21 protein-coding genes are annotated in these 20,384 nt (G+C 43.2%); 15 read left to right on the top strand and 6 right to left on the bottom strand.

What is annotated here, in order from left to right:
* Window positions 1–50: 50 nt before the first annotated feature.
* Together hemQ and ACPF7I_RS14070 are read right to left on the bottom strand one after the other, a co-directional pair.
* A complete protein-coding gene (gene hemQ, locus ACPF7I_RS14075; protein WP_430745607.1) occupies window positions 51–797 on the bottom strand; it encodes a hydrogen peroxide-dependent heme synthase in 747 nt (248 codons plus the stop codon).
* Between the two features lie 67 nt (window positions 798–864).
* Window positions 865–1,428, bottom strand: a complete 564-nt coding sequence (locus tag ACPF7I_RS14070; RefSeq protein WP_430745608.1) for a YqaA family protein — start codon at window positions 1,426–1,428, stop codon at window positions 865–867.
* Between the two features lie 195 nt (window positions 1,429–1,623).
* On the opposite strand from ACPF7I_RS14070, the gene pta reads away from it, so the two are divergent.
* Complete coding sequence (pta, locus tag ACPF7I_RS14065; RefSeq protein ID WP_430745609.1) at window positions 1,624–2,607, top strand: phosphate acetyltransferase; 984 nt, start codon at window positions 1,624–1,626, stop codon at window positions 2,605–2,607.
* Window positions 2,604–3,431 (top strand): lipoate--protein ligase family protein, encoded by an 828-nt coding sequence (locus ACPF7I_RS14060; protein WP_430746019.1) that lies wholly within the window; start codon window positions 2,604–2,606, stop codon window positions 3,429–3,431. The genes pta and ACPF7I_RS14060 overlap by 4 nt, the downstream gene beginning before the upstream one ends.
* Window positions 3,432–3,457: 26 nt before the next feature.
* Here the strand turns inward: ACPF7I_RS14060 and ACPF7I_RS14055 are convergent, their stop codons facing one another.
* The gene (locus ACPF7I_RS14055) at window positions 3,458–4,129 is read right to left on the bottom strand and encodes an RsfA family transcriptional regulator (protein WP_430745610.1); all 672 of its coding nucleotides are present in this window, start codon (window positions 4,127–4,129) and stop codon (window positions 3,458–3,460) included.
* A 145-nt stretch (window positions 4,130–4,274) separates the two neighbouring features.
* On the opposite strand from ACPF7I_RS14055, the gene ACPF7I_RS14050 reads away from it, so the two are divergent.
* The 3 genes from ACPF7I_RS14050 (at window position 4,275) to ACPF7I_RS14040 (ending at window position 6,472) form a co-directional block, all read left to right on the top strand.
* The gene (locus ACPF7I_RS14050; RefSeq protein ID WP_003397078.1) at window positions 4,275–4,499 is read left to right on the top strand and encodes a DUF1450 domain-containing protein; all 225 of its coding nucleotides are present in this window, start codon (window positions 4,275–4,277) and stop codon (window positions 4,497–4,499) included.
* Window positions 4,500–4,623: 124 nt separating this feature from the next.
* Window positions 4,624–5,946, top strand: coding sequence for an HD domain-containing protein (locus ACPF7I_RS14045; RefSeq protein ID WP_430745612.1), 1,323 nt, complete (start codon window positions 4,624–4,626; stop codon window positions 5,944–5,946).
* 13 nt (window positions 5,947–5,959) lie between these two features.
* Window positions 5,960–6,472: a YwgA family protein gene (locus ACPF7I_RS14040; protein ID WP_430745614.1), complete on the top strand. Its 513-nt coding sequence runs from the start codon at window positions 5,960–5,962 to the stop codon at window positions 6,470–6,472.
* A 10-nt stretch (window positions 6,473–6,482) separates the two neighbouring features.
* On the opposite strand, the gene ACPF7I_RS14035 is transcribed toward ACPF7I_RS14040, so the two are convergent.
* Complete coding sequence (locus ACPF7I_RS14035) at window positions 6,483–6,671, bottom strand: 2-hydroxymuconate tautomerase (protein WP_003397075.1); 189 nt, start codon at window positions 6,669–6,671, stop codon at window positions 6,483–6,485.
* A gap of 123 nt (window positions 6,672–6,794) precedes the next feature.
* On the opposite strand from ACPF7I_RS14035, the gene ACPF7I_RS14030 reads away from it, so the two are divergent.
* Both ACPF7I_RS14030 and ACPF7I_RS14025 read left to right on the top strand, forming a co-directional pair.
* Entirely contained in the window at window positions 6,795–7,463 is a 669-nt protein-coding gene (locus ACPF7I_RS14030) for a site-2 protease family protein (RefSeq protein WP_430745615.1), read from the top strand.
* 17 nt (window positions 7,464–7,480) lie between these two features.
* Window positions 7,481–7,987 carry a YwhD family protein gene (locus ACPF7I_RS14025; protein WP_430745617.1) on the top strand — a complete coding sequence of 169 codons (507 nt, stop codon included), beginning with the start codon at window positions 7,481–7,483 and terminating at the stop codon, window positions 7,985–7,987.
* Between the two features lie 138 nt (window positions 7,988–8,125).
* Here the strand turns inward: ACPF7I_RS14025 and ACPF7I_RS14020 are convergent, their stop codons facing one another.
* Window positions 8,126–10,177 (bottom strand): transglycosylase domain-containing protein, encoded by a 2,052-nt coding sequence (locus ACPF7I_RS14020; RefSeq protein WP_430745618.1) that lies wholly within the window; start codon window positions 10,175–10,177, stop codon window positions 8,126–8,128.
* A 175-nt stretch (window positions 10,178–10,352) separates the two neighbouring features.
* On the opposite strand from ACPF7I_RS14020, the gene speE reads away from it, so the two are divergent.
* From speE to argS, 5 genes are all read left to right on the top strand, one after another.
* The gene (gene speE / locus ACPF7I_RS14015) at window positions 10,353–11,180 is read left to right on the top strand and encodes a polyamine aminopropyltransferase (protein WP_430745620.1); all 828 of its coding nucleotides are present in this window, start codon (window positions 10,353–10,355) and stop codon (window positions 11,178–11,180) included.
* Window positions 11,181–11,192: 12 nt separating this feature from the next.
* Window positions 11,193–12,065: an agmatinase gene (speB, locus tag ACPF7I_RS14010; RefSeq protein ID WP_339172028.1), complete on the top strand. Its 873-nt coding sequence runs from the start codon at window positions 11,193–11,195 to the stop codon at window positions 12,063–12,065.
* A 110-nt stretch (window positions 12,066–12,175) separates the two neighbouring features.
* On the top strand, window positions 12,176–12,544 hold the full coding sequence (locus ACPF7I_RS14005) for a cytochrome-c oxidase (RefSeq protein WP_430745621.1): 369 nt from the start codon (window positions 12,176–12,178) through the stop codon (window positions 12,542–12,544).
* Between the two features lie 90 nt (window positions 12,545–12,634).
* Window positions 12,635–13,072, top strand: a complete 438-nt coding sequence (locus ACPF7I_RS14000) for a DUF1934 domain-containing protein (protein ID WP_430745623.1) — start codon at window positions 12,635–12,637, stop codon at window positions 13,070–13,072.
* Window positions 13,069–14,739 (top strand): arginine--tRNA ligase, encoded by a 1,671-nt coding sequence (argS, locus tag ACPF7I_RS13995; protein ID WP_430745624.1) that lies wholly within the window; start codon window positions 13,069–13,071, stop codon window positions 14,737–14,739. The genes ACPF7I_RS14000 and argS overlap by 4 nt, the downstream gene beginning before the upstream one ends.
* Window positions 14,740–14,771: 32 nt before the next feature.
* On the opposite strand, the gene cls is transcribed toward argS, so the two are convergent.
* Entirely contained in the window at window positions 14,772–15,950 is a 1,179-nt protein-coding gene (gene cls, locus ACPF7I_RS13990; protein WP_430745625.1) for a cardiolipin synthase, read from the bottom strand.
* Window positions 15,951–16,037: 87 nt separating this feature from the next.
* On the opposite strand from cls, the gene ACPF7I_RS13985 reads away from it, so the two are divergent.
* The 3 genes from ACPF7I_RS13985 to ACPF7I_RS13975 all read left to right on the top strand — a co-directional run bounded on the left by ACPF7I_RS13985 (window position 16,038) and on the right by ACPF7I_RS13975 (window position 20,384).
* Window positions 16,038–18,176 carry a (Fe-S)-binding protein gene (locus ACPF7I_RS13985; RefSeq protein WP_430746020.1) on the top strand — a complete coding sequence of 713 codons (2,139 nt, stop codon included), beginning with the start codon at window positions 16,038–16,040 and terminating at the stop codon, window positions 18,174–18,176.
* Between the two features lie 166 nt (window positions 18,177–18,342).
* Window positions 18,343–19,524, top strand: coding sequence for an acetyl-CoA C-acetyltransferase (locus ACPF7I_RS13980; RefSeq protein ID WP_430745627.1), 1,182 nt, complete (start codon window positions 18,343–18,345; stop codon window positions 19,522–19,524).
* Window positions 19,525–19,538: 14 nt separating this feature from the next.
* A complete protein-coding gene (locus ACPF7I_RS13975) occupies window positions 19,539–20,384 on the top strand; it encodes a 3-hydroxybutyryl-CoA dehydrogenase (protein ID WP_430745629.1) in 846 nt (281 codons plus the stop codon).

Genomic DNA, 20,384 nt, shown 5'->3' with positions numbered 1-20,384 from the left:
TTGTTATATGTATGAAAGAGATGATAAAAAAAGACCTCCAAATCGGAGGCCTACACATGTAAAAACTGTTCTATTTTTTCTTTTGGTAAAATGTTGCCGACAAAAAACGAGCCGAATTCACCGAATCGCGCGCTCACTTCGTCGAAACGCATTTCGTACACAAGCTTTTTAAATTGAAGAACATCATTTGAAAAGAGCGTGACGCCCCATTCATAGTCATCAAAGCCGACCGAACCAGTAATGATTTGTACGACTTTTCCAGCATACTTTCTCCCCGTCATGCCGTGTGCGCGCATTAAATTGCGACGTTCTTCCATCGGAAGCATGTACCAGTTGTCATTTCCTTGACGGCGCTTGTCCATCGGATAAAAGCAAACGTGGTTTGTTTTCGGTAAGATCGGATATAAACGGCGACGCACCTCTGGATTTTCGTACGGGTCGCCTGCTTCTGCTGGCAAATAGTTGCTTAGCTCAACGACAGAAACGTATGAATAAGCAGGTATGAGATATTCAGCGAGCTTTGTTTTATTAATCGCCGTTTCAATTTCATGGAGTTCTTCCATCGTTGGACGTAAAAGCATAAACATCATATCTGCTTTTTGCCCCATAATTGTGTAAATCGCATGGCTGCCTTCATTTGCGGCTTCTGTTTTTTCCCATTTTTCCACTAATGTGAAAAACTCTTGTATTGCTTCTTGGCGCTCTTCATTTGTGAGCGTTTTCCAAGCCGCCCAATCAACCGTCCGGAAATCATGCAGACAATACCAACCGTCTAACGTTTGTGCTGCTTCGCTCATGCCCAACACTCCTTTTGTTATGTACTACCGAAATTGTATCATATGTGTTTCGTTTATGCCAAATACACTATTTGAACCGTTTGTAGATAAGAAAAGCAACGACAATCATAATGCCGCCAACGATCGTAATCGTTGTAAAATGTTGTTCAATAAATGTTTTCGCTTGAGCGCCTAAGATGAAAATAATAAGCCCTTCTGCGAAAAAGCGCGCCCCACGACCGATGAACGACCAAAAAAGCAACGTGCGAATGTTTATGTTAGAAATGCCCGAGAAAATAGTGAATACTTTATACGGAATCGGAGTAAATCCAGCGATAACGATCGCCATTGCCCCATATTGTTGAAAATATTGTTCTACCTTATTCATCTTTTCATCAGAGATAAAATAACGCAAAATCGGTCTGCCAAATTTTTTCCCTATGTACCATCCAAGCAGCGCACCGAATACGGAAGCGACCGTTGTTAAAAAGGAAAACCATAACGCTTTCTCCGGCTGGGCAATGCTTAACGGAATTAATAATACATCAGGCGGAATCGGAAAAAATGAAGATTCTGTAAACGAAACGATAACGAGACCGATGACGCCAAATTCAAGCAACCATTGTTCAATATGATGAATCCATTGTGACATATGATAACGCTCCTTTATTTGTACATGTTCCTTAACAAATATATCACTTTTTAGGTGATATATCACTCGGGATAAAAAACAGAATTGTTATAAAAAAAAGACTATTTTCGTTTGTGGTGTAATTCATTGCTTTTCGTCTCAATAAGAGTATTCTAATAGATAGACGAATTTTTTTAAACTAAGGAGGAACATTTCGTGAGTGATTTATTTGCAGCCTTAAAACAAAAGGTGGCAGGAAAAAATGTAACGATCGTGTTTCCGGAAGGACTAGATGAACGTATTTTGACAGCAGTCGGACGTCTAGCGGCAGAAAATGTATTGCATCCGATTGTCATCGGCGAGCAAGACGCTGTCGTCCAAAAAGCAAAAGAACTTGGTTTGACGCTTGAGAAAGTAGAAATCATTAATCCGCGTGCGTACGAAGGGATGGAGGAAATGGTTGCCGCGTTTATTGAACGTCGCAAAGGAAAAGTGACGGAAGAAGACGCGCGCAACATTTTGCTTGATGAAAATTACTTCGGTACGATGCTTGTGTATATGGGAAAAGCGCACGGTCTTGTGAGCGGCGCCGCGCATTCGACGGCAGATACTGTACGTCCTGCGCTACAAATTATTAAGACGAAACCGGGCATTCGTAAAACGTCTGGCGTATTCATCATGGTACGTGGCGATGAAAAGTACGTATTTGCCGATTGCGCCATTAACATCGCTCCAGATAGCCAAGATTTAGCGGAAATCGCTATTGAGAGCGCACAAACAGCGAAAATGTTTGACATTGAGCCACGTGTAGCGATGCTTAGCTTCTCCACGAAAGGATCGGCGAAATCGCCAGAAACAGAAAAAGTGATTGAAGCGGTGCGCATCGCAAAAGAAATGGCACCAGCGTTAACGCTCGATGGGGAGTTTCAATTTGATGCCGCATTCGTTCCGTCTGTGGCGAAAAAGAAAGCGCCAGACTCTGTCATTCAAGGCGATGCGAACGTCTTTATTTTCCCAAGCTTAGAAGCGGGAAATATCGGATATAAAATTGCCCAACGTCTCGGCAACTTTGAAGCGGTCGGTCCAATTTTACAAGGACTAAATCAACCGGTAAACGACTTATCGCGCGGATGTAACGCCGAAGATGTGTATAAGCTATCACTTATCACAGCAGCGCAGGCGCTTGCGGCGATGGAATAATGAGCGAATTGTTGCGACAACAAACGTGGCGAATAATTGACCATACAACCCTCGGGCCATCGTTTGATGCGAAGCAGTCATTTGCGTTTGATGATGCGCTTTGCGAATCGGTTGGAAACGGTCAATCGCATCCGATCGTTCGCTTATGGGTGCATCATCAGACCGTTGTGCTTGGCATTCAAGATACGAAATTGCCGTACATTGAAAAAGGACTCGCCTACTTACATGAGCACGGTTGGCGTACGATCGTTCGCAACTCTGGTGGGTTGGCGGTCGTATTAGATGAAGGGGTTTTAAACGTTTCACTTATTTTTCCTGATACAAAAAAAGGAATTGATATTGATCGTGGGTATGAGGCGATGACCGCGCTCATTGCGCGCATGTTGCCAGAAGCGCACGTGCAAGCAGGGGAAGTTGTTGGCTCGTATTGTCCGGGAAGTTTTGACTTAAGCATTCATGAAAAAAAGTTTGCGGGCATTTCACAGCGCCGCATTCGGGGCGGTGTCGCTGTGCAAGTGTATATATGTGCAAACGGAAGCGGCGCAGCACGAGCGGAGTGGATTCGTCAGTTTTATGAGCGCGCGCTTGCGGGAGAGCAAACGAAGTTCACGTATCCGACGATCGTTCCGCATACGATGGCATCGCTTAGTGAATTACTCGGCAAAGAAATAACGATTTCTACGCTCATCATTCGCCTATACGAAGCGCTCCAAGCGCTTGGAAGTAGGCTCGAGCCATCGTCGCTCACCCCAAAAGAGTGGGAGCGATATGACATGTATTTTCAACGTATGATTCACCGAAACGAGACGATGTTGCCGAAATAAAAAAGCTGTCCGATGCGACAGCTTTTTTATTCAGCCATTTTTTCGATTTTCTCTAAATTTCCGTTGCGATCCATTTTAAAAATAGGCGCTTTAAACTCATCTTCTGAAATCTCGATTTGTCTTGCCCGATTAATGATTCGCGCCATCGTTCCGTAATCTTCGCGCAATTCTTCATTTTCTTTTTGAAGTTTTGTAAATTGTTGTTCTAGTTGTTTATATTGTTGTTTTAGTTGTTCGAGCTCAATCTTCAGCTGTTTATTTTCCACTAGCGCTGTTTCTTGTCCGATATACGATTGTTTTAAAGAGTGTAAAAAAGCAATAACATGGTCAAGTGTTAAATGATTTGTTTCGACATGTTCATATTCATTTGCTTGCACTTCTAACGGTTCCATTCCTAACTCTTCAAGCGAAGGAACAGGTGGTGTATAAAGCGGCCGTTTTCGCAATGCGTGTTTATTTCCAAGGGCACGCTGCCGTTGTTTTCGGAACTTTTTCGCCATTTGTAACGATTCTTCATATTGTTGGCGAACGACCGCATTCCAGCGAAACCCGCATGCAGCGGATGTGCGATTCAACTTATCACCTACTTCTTCAAACGCATTTAATTGCGTACTCCCTTCGCGCACATGGCGAAGCACCGTTTCAGCTAACAATAAATCTTCTTCCTCAGTCCAAGCATCTTGTCGTTTTTTTGTCATATGAAAAACTCCTTTCGTATTCTTCTACTTTCATAATCACCAAAAAAGGAAAAAGATATACTATTTTTCAAAGGAAATAGATGCAACTTGCATTGTTTGTACATAAGCGTTAGAATACTCGTTAGCGAAAAGGAGTGAGGACGGTATGCAAAATGAATTTCGCGTCTGTGACGACTGTCAAGCAACGAATTTAAAAACGTTGTTGCCAAGGTTAAAAAAATTAGATCCGAACGCGACGATTGAAATTGGCTGCCAATCATATTGCGGTCCAGGTCGAAAAAAAGTGTTTGCATTCGTCAACAATCGGCCTGTATCAGCGATGACGGAAGACGAGTTAATTGAAAAAATTGCTGCGAAGTTGAAAAAATAAGGTGGCTGTCACCTGTCAAGGGGCATTCTATGCGAGAGGAATGCCTTTTTTGTTTGATTTTGGTGCATGTTATTGAAGGAACTCTTTGTTTTTTACAAGGAACGCTCTATAATAAAGCTATGTTATGAACGGAAGAGAGGGAGAAAGATTGTATCCCAACGAAAAATTAAGCGAAGAGAAAGTGTTCAAAGATCCGGTGCATCGGTACGTGCATGTGCGTGATAAAGTCATTTGGGATTTAATTGGCACAAAAGAATTTCAACGGCTGCGCCGCATTAAACAGCTCGGTACGACGTATTTGACATTTCACGGTGCAGAACATAGTCGTTTTAACCATTCGCTTGGCGTATATGAAATCGTGCGCCGCATCGTTGACGATGTGTTCGCTGGTCGGCCGGATTGGGATGAAAGTGAGCGTTTGCTTTGTTTATGCGCTGCACTTTTGCATGATTTAGGACATGGACCGTTTTCGCATTCGTTTGAAAAAGTATTTCATCTTGATCATGAACAATTTACGCGGGCCATTATTTTAGGCGATACAGAAGTAAACGCCGTGCTTCGTCGTGTATCGTTAGACTTTCCGAAGAAGGTCGCGGAAGTCATTGCGAAGACGTATGAAAAGAAGCTCGTCGTTAGTCTCATTTCAAGTCAAATTGACGCGGATCGCATGGACTATTTATTGCGCGATGCATATTATACAGGCGTCAGTTACGGACATTTTGATATGGAGCGTATTTTGCGCGTAATGCGTCCACGCGAGGAACAAGTCGTCATTAAACGAAGCGGCATGCACGCAGTAGAAGATTACATTATGAGCCGATACCAAATGTATTGGCAAGTATATTTCCATCCTGTCACGCGCAGTGCAGAAGTCATTTTGACGAAAATTTTGCATCGTGCGAAACATTTATATTTGACAGGCTATACATTTCAAACACCTCCTGTTCATTTCCAATCTCTTTTTCATGGAAACATACAACTAGAAGACTACTTAAAGTTAGACGAGGCGGTGGCGTTATATTATTTTCAACAATGGCAAGAGGAACGAGATGCAATTTTAAGCGATTTATGCCGCCGTTTTATGAATCGCAATTTATTTAAATACGTCGAATTTCAACCGACGAATGAAGAAATGAAAAAATTGATGGAATTGACGACGTTATTTAAAAAAGCGGGCATTGATCCGGACTATTATTTAGTTGTTGACTCCTCATCGGATCTTCCGTACGACTTTTATCGTCCGGGGGAAGAAGAGGAAAGACTTCCGATTTATTTGTTAATGCCAAGCGGGGAGTTGCGCGAATTGTCGCGAGAATCGACGATTGTTGATGCGATTTCAGGCAAACGTCGCACCGATCATAAACTATATTTTCCACAAGATTTTCTTGATGACTTATCGACAAAACGAAACGTGAAGAAAAAAATAAAACAACTTTTATACGAATAAGGAGATGGGGACGTTGCTTTTCGAGCATGCGAAAATGTTGAAGGTGCTAGCAGCAGTAGGGGAAATTGTCGGTCGAAAAAAGCTGCAAAAAATGATTTACATTGCGAAAAAAATGAACTTTCCTTTTTACGAAAAATTTGATTTTCATTTTTACGGTCCGTATTCGGAAGAGTTGACTTTGCGCATGGAAGAGCTATGTAACGTCGGTTTTGTGCAAGAAATGAGAGAGAAAAAAGGTGGGTATTATCAATATCGTTATGCGTTGACGGAAGCAGGCGAGCAATTTTTAACGCACTATCAGTTGGACATGCCTGATTTAGATGTTTGTTTGCGCAGTTTAAATGAACAAAGCGCGAGATTTTTAGAGCTCGTTTCTACGATTCTATACTTTGAAGATTTAAGTAAAGACGAAGTGAAAGAAAAAGTATTTACATTAAAAAGTAAACAACGATATACGGAAGAAGAAATAGAAGAAGCGTATCGTTATATTGAGCAGTTACGTGAACAAGCGTACATAAAAAGCTGACCTGTTCTGGTCAGCTTTCGTCGCTTAATCGCTTTCCGCCGATGGCGTAATGATTTTTTGACATTTCTTCAATAAAGACGACGATTTTTTCTTTTGGTGCACCTGTTGTTTCCGCAACAGCTTCTGTTACTTTTTCAACGAGCGCTCGTTTTTGTTCTTCTGTGCGACCTTCCAGCATTTTTACTGTTACATATGGCATCGTGATCGCCCCTTTCTCCTTTATTCGACAACTGTTATTATATCACGCATCGCCCGTTGTCAGTAGTGCTTCGGCCCGTTTTTCGTGTATAATAATGAAAAAAGTTTGAAAAGGAGAAGGAACGTGGATCAATTTTTAGCATATCCAATTCGAGAAATACCGTATGTCGTGTTGGCGCTTGCGATTGCATTTTCCGTCCATGAGTTTGCGCATGCATACGTCGCGTATAAATTTGGTGACCCAACAGCAAAGCAGCAAGGGAGGCTGACATTGTCGCCGCTCGCCCATTTAGATATTCTTGGAACGTTGCTTATTTTTATTGCTGGATTTGGTTGGGCGCGGCCGGTGCCGGTGAATCGCGGTTATTTTCGTCACCCACGTTTAGCTGGCATTCTCGTTTCTGTCGCAGGTCCGCTCAGCAATTTGTTCCTTGCGGCGATCGGTTTCGCTTTATGGTATGCGATGATTCGCATCGGTATATTTGATTTTATTCCGATATGGTTTCGTGACGGATTGTATCAGTTTTTTGAAATTTATATTGGACTGAATATTTTATTGTTCGTTTTTAACTTATTGCCGTTTCCACCGCTTGATGGATATCGCATCGTCGAAGATTTCGCACCGATGCATGTGCGCGCAAAAATGACACAATTTGAAAGTTACGGGGCGCTCATCTTTTTAATTCTTATTTTTACGCCGTTAGATCGATATACAATTCAGCCGATTTTTCAAATCGCCATTCCATCCGTTGCTCAATGGCTACAAAGTATATTTTCAACGCTCATTTTATGATGAAAGGATGAACGATCGTGGAAGAGAAAAAAAAGCCGATGTTTAATATTATTAAAAAAGAGCCAAAAGTGCATGGAACGTTCGGTACAGGAGTACTCAGTCTCGCGAACGTTTCGCCAGTCATTATCGATGTCGAAGCTGGCGAGGCGTTTATTGATATGGGGGCGATGCATGCGCGTAGCATCGTCGAAAAAGGAATTAAATTTACGCCAAATCGTGAGGAAGTACCAAACGGAAAGCCGTATTGGCTCGTATGGGTGACGGTCGATCAGGCGGAAGAAGGGGCGTATTATGCAGGGGTGACAGCGTGCGAAATGACGGTTGATCGCGAAGCGCGCCGTGGGTATAAATCGCTTCCTGAGCACGTCAATCGCATGGATAAATCGTTAAAGCGCCATATTATTGTTGACCATATGGATGAGCGGTCAAAAGAAGTATTAGCTTCATTTTTACAACAGCATAACCGCGACATGTGGGATCGTTCGAGCGAGGAATTAAAACGACAACTTCAAAATCATGGATAAAATGTGACGGTTTTGTGAACGAAAACGGGTCTATACTTGTCGTTGAGTGGGAAAAGGAGTAAACTAAAGGTACAAATGTAACACATGATAAAACTAGGACACATAAACGCCCAAGCATATGAGCTTGGGCGTTTATGTTTAAAACCAATCGAACAGCCGTTTAAACCACGAATCTTTTTCTTTTTGTTTTTTCTTCTTTTTCTTTTCAGCTGGGTGGTCTTTGCAGTAGTCGGTCGGTTCTGTGCCGACGATGTAATATGTTAATCGCTTTGTCGGACAAGCTGCAGTAGCGAGCTTACCGCTATGAGGATCGACGTAAACCCCAATGACTCCTTCTGGCGGCTCGAATGTCGCAACTTTTCTTCCGCGCAAACTATCTTCCATAAAATTGACCCAAATATGCTTCGCGTATTGTTTTTCATCTGTGCGATCAATCGTTTCATCACGGTCATATCCCGTCCAAACGGCTGTGACGAGCTGCGGCGTATAACCGATCATCCAACTATCTGTTTTCGTTGTCCCTGATTTTCCAGCATACGGGCGAGTCATGCGCGAAATGATCGATTGCCCTGTCACAGAAGCATAGTCGTTTAACGTTGGGTCAAACATGCCCGTCATTAAGTGCGTCGTCACAAAAGCAAGTGCTGGGTCGAGTATTTGTTCATCGCTTCGCTGTTGTTCGTATAGCACTTTTCCTTCATAGTTTGTCACTTTTTTTATAAATATCGGCTCGACTTTTTTTCCGCCGTTGGCGATCGTGCTGTAGGCGCGCGCCATATCAATCACTTTCACGGGCGATGTTCCGAGAGCAAGCGACGGCACTTGCTTTATGTCGCTCGTAATGCCGAGTTGTTTCGCGATGGAAACGAGCTTTTCTTGTCCGAGTAACAGATGTGTTTTTACGGCGTATACGTTATCAGAAAGAGCAATAGCTTGTGCAAGCGTAATTGTATCGTTTGCATAATAGTTGTTAAAGTTGCGCGGTGTATACGTTGAACCATCTTCAAGCGTAAACGTCGTTGGCTCGCTGCGCAATAGCGTTGATGGTGTAAATCCGTGTTGGAGCGCGACATAATATAAAAACGGCTTAAACGTTGAGCCGGGTTGACGTTCTGCTTGTGTCGCGCGATTAAACGGACTTTTTTCATAGTCGCGCCCTCCGACGAGCGCCTTTACTTCGCCTGTTTTTGGCTCCATTGCCACAAGCGCCACTTGAATGTTTGATTGCGAGTGAATCATTTCTTTTATTTTTTCCTCTGCGATCGCCTGCATGTTGACATCGAGCGTTGTATATACGCGCAATCCGCCCATTTCAATCGTTTCTTCATCGAGTCCAAGCACCGTTTTTAACATATGTTTCACCGCATCTTGAAAATATGGGGCAATCGTTTTTGTTTTCATTCGCTCGCCGTTTGAGAAATGAAGGGGCTCATTCGCAGCTTGTTTTGCTTCTTTTTTTGATAGAACATTCGCCTCAACCATTGCTTGCAAAACGATGCGCTGGCGTTTTTTTGCGCGCTCCATATCGACAAGCGGAGAATAGTAGCTCGGTCCTTTTGGAATGCCAGCAAGCATCGCCGCTTCCGCCACTGTCAATTCGCGGGCGGATTTTCCGAAATAAAAATTTGCGGCTGCCTCAATTCCGTACACACCATGTCCGTAGTAAATCGTATTTAAATACCCTTCTAGAATGTCATTTTTTTCGTAGTTTGCTTCTAGTCGAATCGTATATAGCGCTTCTTGTATTTTGCGCCACCACGTCTTTTCGTAGCTTAAAAATAAATTGCGTGCATATTGTTGTGTAATGGTGCTTGCCCCTTGCACTTTCGCCATTGCTTTAATATCTGCGATGATCGCCCCAGCAATTCGCTTCAAATCGAACCCGTAATGGTCAAAAAATTTTCGGTCTTCTACCGCAATCGTTGCATCAATGGCATGTTGCGACATGTCGGATAATTTAATCCAATATCTTTTTCCACCGTAATGATTTTCGCCAATTTTCGTGCCGTCTTCTGCATAAAAAATCGTTGATTGCGGAACAGCTAAAGGGGGAGGGCCTTTCCATTTCGCAAATATAATAAGCCCTACGATCGTGAGCGTGCATAATAAACTGCCAATAAAAGCGAGCCAAAGAAATAGCCGCATATATTTAAACGTTCGTTTCCATCGTTCGATGGCAATCATCTCCATAGCCATCACCTCATTTTTTACGTTTAAAATTAGTATGAAAACATTTTTATTTTTTTAAACGTTTTCTAGCAATTTTTACTTGAAATTTTGCTAGATTGCTCTATACTTTTTCATGTTTAGCATTTTATTTTTTGGGCATGATAAGCGGTGCATTATTGACGAAAGGGTGTTCAATATGGAACTTTGGTTTACTGAAAAACAAACGGACAGCTTTGGGATTACAGCACGAATTAAACGCACTTTACATACAGAGCAAACGGAATTTCAAAAGCTCGATATGGTTGAAACAGAACAATTCGGCAACATGCTTATTTTAGACGGAATGGTGATGACAACGCAAAAAGATGAATTCGTCTATCATGAAATGGTTGCGCACGTTCCGCTGTTTACCCATCCGAATCCAGAAAACGTTCTTGTCGTTGGCGGTGGAGACGGCGGCGTCATTCGCGAAGTGTTAAAGCATCCGAGCGTGAAAAAAGCGACGCTTGTTGAAATTGACGGAAAAGTCATTGAGTATTCGAAAAAATATTTGCCAGAAATCGCTGGAAAATTAGACGATCCACGTGTTGAGGTGAAAGTGGACGACGGCTTTATGCACATTGCACAAAGCGAAAACGAATACGACGTCATTATGGTTGACTCGACAGAGCCAGTCGGTCCAGCGGTTAACTTATTTACGAAAGGGTTTTATGCAGGCATTGCGAAAGCGTTAAAAGAAGACGGCATTTTTGTCGCACAAACGGACAATCCGTGGTTTAAAGCAGATTTAATTCGCACTGTTCAACGTGATGTGCGTGAAATTTTCCCAATTACACGTTTATATATCGCAAACATTCCAACATATCCGAGCGGCATGTGGACGTTTACTATGGGCTCAAAAAAATATGATCCGCTTGAAGTAAGCGAAGAGCGCTTCCACGACATTGAAACGAAATACTATACAAAACAGCTTCATAAAGCGTGCTTCGTATTGCCGAAATTCGTTGAAGACTTAGTGAAGTAAGGGGAGAAAACGATGCGATTTGATGAAGCGTATTCTGGCAACGTATTTATTAAAAGCCATCCGAATTTTGAAGAAAGCCAAGCGGTTATTTATGGGATGCCGATGGACTGGACAGTTAGCTACCGCCCGGGCTCGCGTTTCGGCCCAGCGCGCATTCGCGAAGTGTCGATCGGGCTTGAGGAATACAGCCCATATTTAGACCGTGAGCTCGATGAAGTGAAATATTTTGATGCGGGTGACATTCCTTTACCGTTTGGTAACGCGCAACGCAGTTTAGATATGATTGAACAGTTTGTTGATCGCGTATTAGAAGCTGGGAAATTTCCGCTCGGTCTTGGCGGCGAGCATTTAGTATCTTGGCCGGTGATGAAAGCTGTATATAAAAAGTACCCCGATTTAGCAATTATTCATATGGATGCGCATACCGATTTGCGCGAGCATTATGAAGGCGAACCGTTGTCGCATTCGACGCCAATTCGTAAAATTGCTGAGCTCATTGGACCGAAAAACGTATATTCTTTCGGCATTCGTTCAGGAATGAAAGAAGAATTTGAGTGGGCGAAGCAAAACGGGATGTATATTGCGAAGTTTGACGTGCTTGAACCGTTAAAAGAAGTGCTTCCAACGCTTGCTGGTCGTCCGGTATATGTTACGATCGACATTGACGTATTAGATCCAGCGCATGCACCAGGGACGGGAACTGTCGATGCTGGCGGCATTACGTCAAAAGAACTATTAGCTGCGATTCACGCGATTGCCCGTTCCGACGTTCGTGTTGTTGGGGCAGATTTAGTGGAAGTTGCGCCTGTATATGACCATTCTGAGCAAACAGCCAACACGGCAAGCAAACTCGTGCGCGAAATGCTTCTCGGTTGGGTGAAATAAATGAAAATCCCTGTCTATGAGACGGGGATTTTTTTTCATAAAAGTATTTCCAACGTCATACATTGAAAGTAACATTTACATAGTGTAAATATTTGAAAGGAGGTGAAAAAATGGCCATTCGATTAATTAAAATTTCTGTTGTGTATTTCGCAATTGGCGTCTGTTTAGGGCTTTATATGTCAATGACACACGTGTTTACATTTACGCCTGTCCACGTTCATATTAATTTGCTCGGTTGGACAGCGTTAACGCTTGCTGGTATTTTATATCATTTATTCCCTCATATTGCGGAAACAAAAACAGCGAAAGCGCATTTTTGGCTTCATAACATTGGATTGCCGGCGATGATGATCGGTTTAGCGTTTGTCGTCTCGGGATACGAAGCATTCATTCCACTAACTGCGCTCGGTGGTACGCTCGTTACTATCGCGGTGCTAACGTTTGCATGGAATGTATTAAAAAACGTAAAGCAGGCGTAACATGGTAGGCGGTCTCTAAAAAGGGGCCGCCTATTGCATGTATTCCCCTCTTTTTCTATACTTATCTACAGTCACAACAACAGCGAAGGTGTGGGGAAGGTGAACGGAATACCGATACAACTAAAGCAAGTCACAGAAATTCGCGATGGCGCGAGAAAAGAAATTGTTGTCATCGAGGCAAATGGTTTATACTACTTAAAAGGAGATGCGACGTATGTGACGTTTGAAGAGATGTACGAAAGGGAGACGATCAAAAACATCGTAAAAATCGCCAATGATGAAGTGTTCGTCCTTCGCTCTGGTGCTATTTCGATGCGCCATACGTTTCGCAAACAGTCGGAGACGATCGGGACGTACGAAAGTCCGATGGCACGCTGGGAAATGAAGACGAAGACGGAACAAGTATTGTATCAGTACAACGAGAAAACGAAAAAAGGGCAGTTGTTTTTTTCTTACATACTTCACTTATCTGGTAAACATGTCGGCCGTCATGCGGTGACGATTTCGTTTAAGGAGGCAAAGAGATGAATATTGTTGAACAAATGAAACAAAAGTTAAAAGAAGAAATAAAAGAAGCGGTCATTCGTTCAGGGGTCGCGACAGAAGCAGACGTTCCAAGCGTTATTTTAGAGACGCCGAAAGATAAAGCGCACGGCGATTATTCAACAAATGTCGCGATGCAATTAGCGCGCGTTGCGAAAAAGGCACCGCGTATGATTGCGGAAGACATCGTTCGTCATTTTAACGGTGAAGCGGTATTCGTTACAAAAGTAGATATTGCTGGACCAGGATTTATTAATTTTTACATGGACAATCGTTATTTAACAGAGCTCGTCCCTGCGATTTTGCAAGCAGGAGACGCATACGGTGAAACAAATGTCGGTCAAGGTCAAAAAGTGCAAGTCGAGTTTGTTTCAGCAAATCCGACAGGTAGTTTACATTTAGGACACGCTCGTGGAGCAGCGGTTGGCGATTCATTATGCAACATTTTGAAAAAAGCAGGCTTTGATGTTACGCGTGAATATTACATTAACGATGCGGGCAATCAAATTGCCAACTTAGCGAAATCGGTAGAAGCACGCTATTTTCAAGCGCTTGGAATCGAGAAAAATATGCCTGAAGACGGATACTTCGGCGAAGATATTATTGAATTAGGGAAAAAGCTAGCGGAAGAACATGGCGACAAATTTGTCGCGCTCGATGAACAAGAACGGCTTCAACAGTTCCGTGAATACGGATTAGCGTTTGAAATGGATAAAATAAAAAAAGATTTAGCGGACTTCCGCGTCACATTTGACGTCTGGTATTCGGAAACATCGCTTTATCATAATGGCAAAATCGATAAAGCGCTTGAAACGTTGCGCGACAAAGGTCATATCTATGAACAAGATGGCGCGACATGGTTCCGCTCGACGACATTTGGTGACGACAAAGACCGCGTGCTTATTAAACAAGATGGGACGTATACGTATTTATTACCAGACATCGCATACCATCAAGATAAACTCGAGCGCGGATTTGAGAAAATTATTAACATTTGGGGAGCGGACCATCACGGTTACATTCCGCGCATGAAGGCGGCGATCGCTGCGCTCGGCTATGATCCAGACGTGTTGGAAGTTGAAATTATCCAGCTCGTTAGCTTATATCAAAACGGCGAAAAAGTGCGCATGAGCAAGCGAACAGGAAAGGCGGTGACGTTGCGCGACTTAATGGAAGAAGTCGGATTAGACGCAACGCGCTATTTCTTCGCGATGCGCTCATCGGATACGCATTTAGATTTCGATATGGATTTAGCCGTATCGCAATCGAACGAAAACCCTGTATATTATGCGCAATATGCTCATGCGCGCGTATGTAGCATGCTTCGTCAAGGGGAAGAACAAGGATTATCTTATAATGGTGAACTATCTTTCACATACGAATTAGCAGAAAAAGAAATTGACTTATTGAAAAAGCTAGGGGAATTCCCTTCCGCTGTGGCAGAGGCCGCGGTGAAACGTTCGCCGCATCGCATGACGAACTACATTTTTGATCTCGCCTCGGCACTTCATAGTTTTTACAATGCAGAAAAAGTGCTTGATGCAGCGAACGTTGAAAAAAGTCGCGCTCGCCTCGCACTTATGAAAGCGGTGCAAATTACGTTAAAAAATGCGTTGGCGCTTGTCGGCGTACATGCGCCGGAAAAAATGTAACGAAAAGCCCTTCTCCGCTTGGAGAGGGCTTTTTACAATAACGGCGCCATCATTGTTGCTGTGATTTCTTTTAGGCGATGAAACCATCGTTGCTTTAGAAAATATTCCTCCGTCAGCAACGTTGATGTGCTAATGTCTCGTTCAATCGTTTGTTTTACATGTTGAATAAACGATTTGTCATATATATAACAATTGATTTCATAGTTAATAAACAAACTTCGGCGATCGAAATTCGCTGTGCCGATATCGCAAATATCATCATCAATGACGATCACTTTGGCGTGGTAAAACCCGTTGTTAAATTGGTAAATATGAGCTCCGGCACGAAGAAGCTGACGAAAATAAGGGTATGCGGCTTCTTTGACGAGTGGATGATCGGCTTGTGTCGGTGCGACAATAGTCAGTTGGACGCCGCGCTTCATCGCTTCAAGGAGGGCGGTCATGATGTTTTTGCTCGGAATAAAGTACGGTGTGCCAATAATTATTTTTCGTTTCGCTTGTTTAATGAGCTGAATAAATTCTCCTTCCAAATATTTTCCATCTGTCGGAAGAAAACGATGTTTCACCGCTCCTTTTCGGAGAGGTGGAAAATATCGCTCATCATCTCCAAACGATTGTCCCGTCGCTTCTTTCCAATCATCTGCGAACTGCCGTTGTAAATCAGCCACCCCTTCCCCCGTTATTTTTAAATGATAGTCGCGCCAGTTGCCGAACTTCGGATCTTGACCGATATATTCTTTTCCGATATTAAATCCACCTAAATAGCCGATTTTCCCATCAATGACTGTTATTTTCCGATGGTTTCGTTCGTTTAACTTGTAGAAAAAAAACGGCAATGTCGGACGGTTTGCAAAGGCGAATTGCCCGCTTTTTTGTCGAAGGGAAGCCGGTAACCCGAAACTTCCGACCCAATCGACGAGCACACGCACTTCTACCCCTTCATTTACTTTTCGTTCTAGCAAAGAAAAAAAACGTTGTCCCATTTCATCATCGCGCACGATATAAAATAAAATGTGAATATGATGTTTTGCTCGTTCTAACTCTGCAAAGTAATCATCGAACAGCGTTTCCCCCGTCGTAAATAGCGTTATATCGCTTTGTCGCTCAACGCCGATTTTTTTTCGTGCCGCAGCTTTTGAAACTTTGTTGCCCAAATTGTAATCAAGCAAAAGAAGAAACAATAAAATGATGACAATCATGAGCCAGCGCATGCCCTCACTCCTTTCATTGTTGTAGTTTCCCCAAAAAGAAAATAAAAAATAAGAAAAAATATTGACTGAATGCTCATTCATTATATAATGAAAGTAAGTTTGTTCAGAAAATTTATTTTATTTTTACAACAAAGGAGGAAGGGTATTGTGCTTTGGTTGAACTGGATCGCTTTTTTACTTGTGACAGCGTACGCCGTTCATTTATTCGTGTATCTCGTCAAAACGCGCATCGCCTATATTAAACTAGGGAAAAAAGTGGAGTTTGATGGGAAAGTAAAAGAGCGTCTGCAAAACATATGGGTGAACGTCTTTGGGCAAAAAAAGCTGTTAAAAGACAAAAAAAGCGGCATTATTCACGTCATGTTTTTTTACGGCTTTATTCTCGTACAGTTTGGTGCCATTGATTTCATCATTAAAGGGCTTATCCCAGGGGCGCACTTGCCGCTCGGACCGCTTTATCCAGCGTTTACGTTTTTCCAAGAAATTGTGACATTACTTATTTTAGTGGCTGTTTTATGGGCGTTTTATCGCCGTTACATCGAAAAGCTTGTTCGTTTAAAACGCGATTTTAAGGCTGGGCTTGTCCTTATTTTTATCGGTGGACTTATGCTTTCCGTGTTGTTCGGTAACGGTATGGGCCGCATTTGGCATAATGAAGGGACGTCATGGAGCGAACCTGTCGCTTCTGCGATTGCGCTTGCGTTTAGTTGGGTAGGAGAAACAGGAGCTGCTGTATTGTTTTTTGTCGCTTGGTGGGTGCACTTGCTTATTTTATTAACGTTTTTAGTGTACGTGCCACAATCGAAACATGCGCATTTAATTGCCGGGCCGATCAACGTCTTTTTCAGCCGATTAACGCGGCCAAAACTTGAGAAAATCAACTTTGAAGACGAAACACAAGAATCGTTTGGTGTTGGTAAAATCGAAGACTTTAAGCAAACACAACTCATCGATTTATATGCCTGTGTGGAGTGTGGACGCTGTACAAACATGTGTCCAGCAACAGGGACAGGGAAAATGTTATCGCCGATGGATCTCATCTTAAAATTGCGCGACCATTTAACAGAAAAAGGGGCAGCCATTACATCGAAAGCGCCTTGGGTGCCGACGTTTGCGTTTGCGAATACAAAAGGAAACCAGCTTGCCTTCATGGCGCAAGGAATGCAAGAACAAGCGGCAACGATCGAACTGCCAAACTTAATTGGCGACGTCATTACAGAAGAAGAAATTTGGGCATGTACGACGTGCCGCAACTGTGAAGACCAATGTCCAGTCATGAATGAACATGTCGATAAAATTATTGATTTGCGTCGCTATCTTGTACTAACAGAAGGGAAATTAAATCCAGATGCGCAACGGGCGATGACGAATATTGAACGCCAAGGAAATCCGTGGGGACTAAACCGAAAAGAAAAAGAAAACTGGCGCGAATTGCGTGAAGATGTGCGCATTCCGACAGTAAAAGAAATGCAAAAAGCAGGGGAAGAATTCGAATATTTATTTTGGGTTGGTTCGATGGGTTCGTTTGATAATCGAAGCCAAAAAATTGCGTTAGCTTTTGCGCGTTTATTAAATGAAGCGGGTGTGAAATTTGCGATTTTAGGCAACAAGGAGAAAAACTCCGGCGATACGCCACGCCGTTTAGGAAATGAATTTTTATTCCAAGAACTAGCAACGGCCAATATTGAGGAGTTTGAAAAAGCAGGTGTGAAAAAAATTGTGACGATTGACCCTCATGCGTATAACACATTTAAAAATGAATATCCAGATTTCGGTTTTGAAGCGGAAGTATATCATCATACAGAGTTGCTAGCAAAGCTTGTGGAGGAAGGGCGCCTCGTTCCGAAATATGAAGTGAACGAAGTCGTGACGTTTCACGATTCATGTTATTTAGGCAGATATAACGACGTATACGATGCACCACGTCAAATTTTGAAGGCGATTCCGGGCGTGAAACTTGTTGAAATGGCACGCCATCGCGAGACAGGCATGTGTTGTGGTGCAGGCGGTGGATTAATGTGGATGGAAGAAACGACGGGCACGCGCATTAACGTGGCGCGCACAGAACAAGCGCTTGAAGTGAATCCGACAGTTATCAGCTCTGGCTGTCCGTACTGTTTAACGATGCTTTCGGATGGAACGAAAGCAAAAGAAGTAGAAGAGAAAGTCAGTACGTATGATGTGGCGGAGCTGTTAGAAAAAGCTGTATTTGGTCCTGTTCATTAAAAATTCTAAAAAAAATAAATAGTTTTATTTTTAAGATATTTTCAGTATAATGAAAGCAACAGGAAGGTGTACGATTTTCGTGCGCCTTCTTTGCCCGTCCATTGTTGAACGAGCGTTCGCTCAATATTTTTGAAAGGGCTTTCTTATGACGAAAAGGGGGAGAAACATGGGAAAAACGGTCATTGTTAGCGGGGTACGCACGCCATTTGGGAAATTCGGAGGAAGTTTAAGTGCATTGAGCGCAGCACAACTTGGAGGCATTGCGATCAAAGAAGCGTTAGTGCGCGCAAATGTGAATGCAGAACATGTCGATGAAGTCGTATTTGGTACCGTATTGCAAGGTGGACAAGGGCAGCTTCCATCGCGGCAAGCGGCCAGAGAAGCAGGTATTCCATGGGAGACGAAAACAGAAACGATCAATAAAGTATGTGCCTCTGGTATGCGCAGTGTCACGCTTGGCGATCAAATGATTCGCGCAGGTGATGCGGACATCATCGTGGCTGGTGGAATGGAATCGATGAGCAATGCGCCGTATATGTTGCCGAAAGCGCGTTGGGGGTTGCGCATGGGCGATTCAACAGTAAAAGATTTAATGGTGTATGACGGACTCACATGCAGCTTCACAGGTGTGCATATGGGCATTTACGGAAGTGAAACAGCGAAAGAATTAGGTATTACGCGCGAAGAGCAAGACCGTTGGGCGTATCGTAGCCATCAATTAGCGATTGCGGCGATCGAAAGCGGAAAGCTAGCAGAAGAAATCGTCCCTGTTGCCATTCCGCAACGAAAAGGAGAACCGATTACGGTAGCGATTGATGAATCACCACGAAAAGATACATCGCTTGAAAAATTAGCAAAACTTGCGCCCGTGTTTGATCCAACAGGCACGATTACAGCAGGAAATGCGCCGGGCGTAAATGATGGGGCAGCCGCGCTCGTATTAATGAGCGAAGAGCGTGCGCAAAAAGAAGGGCTTACTCCGCTTGCGACGATTGTTGCTCATACGGCCATTGCGGTCGAGGCAAAAGATTTCCCAAAAACGCCAGGCATCGTCATCAATGAATTGTTGCGTAAAACAGGAAAAACCGTACATGACATTGATTTATTTGAAATTAACGAAGCGTTTGCGGCGGTCGCTTTAGCAAGTATGAAAATTGCCGATTTACCGGAAGAAAAAGTGAACGTCAACGGTGGTGCGATCGCGCTCGGGCATCCGATCGGAGCGAGTGGGGCGCGCATTATTATTACGTTAATTCACGAATTAAAACGCCGTGGTGGCGGCACTGGCATCGCAGCGATTTGCAGCGGTGGCGGTCAAGGGGACGCAATCATGATTGAAGTTCATTAATGGGGGATGGGAAGATGAAAAAAGTGATGGTTGTTGGCGCTGGTCAAATGGGATCAGGCATTGCCCAAGTGTGCGCAACGGCAGGATATGATGTCATTTTAAACGATGTGAACGAAGAGCGCGTGCAATGGGGGCTTAACAATATTAAAAAAAGCATCAATAAATTCGTTGAAAAAGGATCGTTAAGCGAGCAACAGCGCGATGAAGCGATGAGCCGCATTCGCACATCGACCGATTTGCGCGATGGAAGCGATGTGGATATCGTGATCGAAGCGGTCGTTGAACATATGGATGTGAAAACAGCGTTATTTGCACAACTAGATGAAATCACACCTCCGCATGCCATTTTAGCAACAAACACGTCCTCATTACCGATCACAGAAATTGCCGCAGCAACGAAACGACCAGAAAAAGTAATTGGCATGCATTTTATGAATCCGGTACCGGTCATGAAACTTGTAGAAATTATTCGCGGTCTCGCAACAGCTCATGAAGTGTATGAAGCGATCGAACAAATGACAAAAACGTTAGGAAAAGTACCGGTTGAAGTAAATGACTTTCCAGGATTTGTTTCCAATCGTGTATTAATGCCGATGATTAACGAGGCCATTTATTGTTTATATGAAGGGGTTGCGACAAAAGAAGCGATTGACGAAGTGATGAAGCTCGGGATGAATCATCCAATGGGACCGCTCACCTTAGCCGATTTCATCGGATTAGATACGTGTTTATACATTATGGAAGTGCTTCATGATGGACTTGGGGATGACAAATACCGTCCGTGTCCGCTTTTACGCAAATATGTGAAAGCGGGCTGGCTCGGAAGAAAAACGGGACGAGGATTTTATACGTACGAATAA

Origin of the sequence: Anoxybacillus dikiliensis, assembly GCF_050613275.1 — a bacterium.
In the GTDB taxonomy this organism is placed as follows: Bacteria; Bacillota; Bacilli; order Bacillales; family Anoxybacillaceae; genus Anoxybacillus.
Note: the sequence above shows the minus strand (reverse complement) of the source record. Positions and strands in the feature narration are given on the sequence as shown.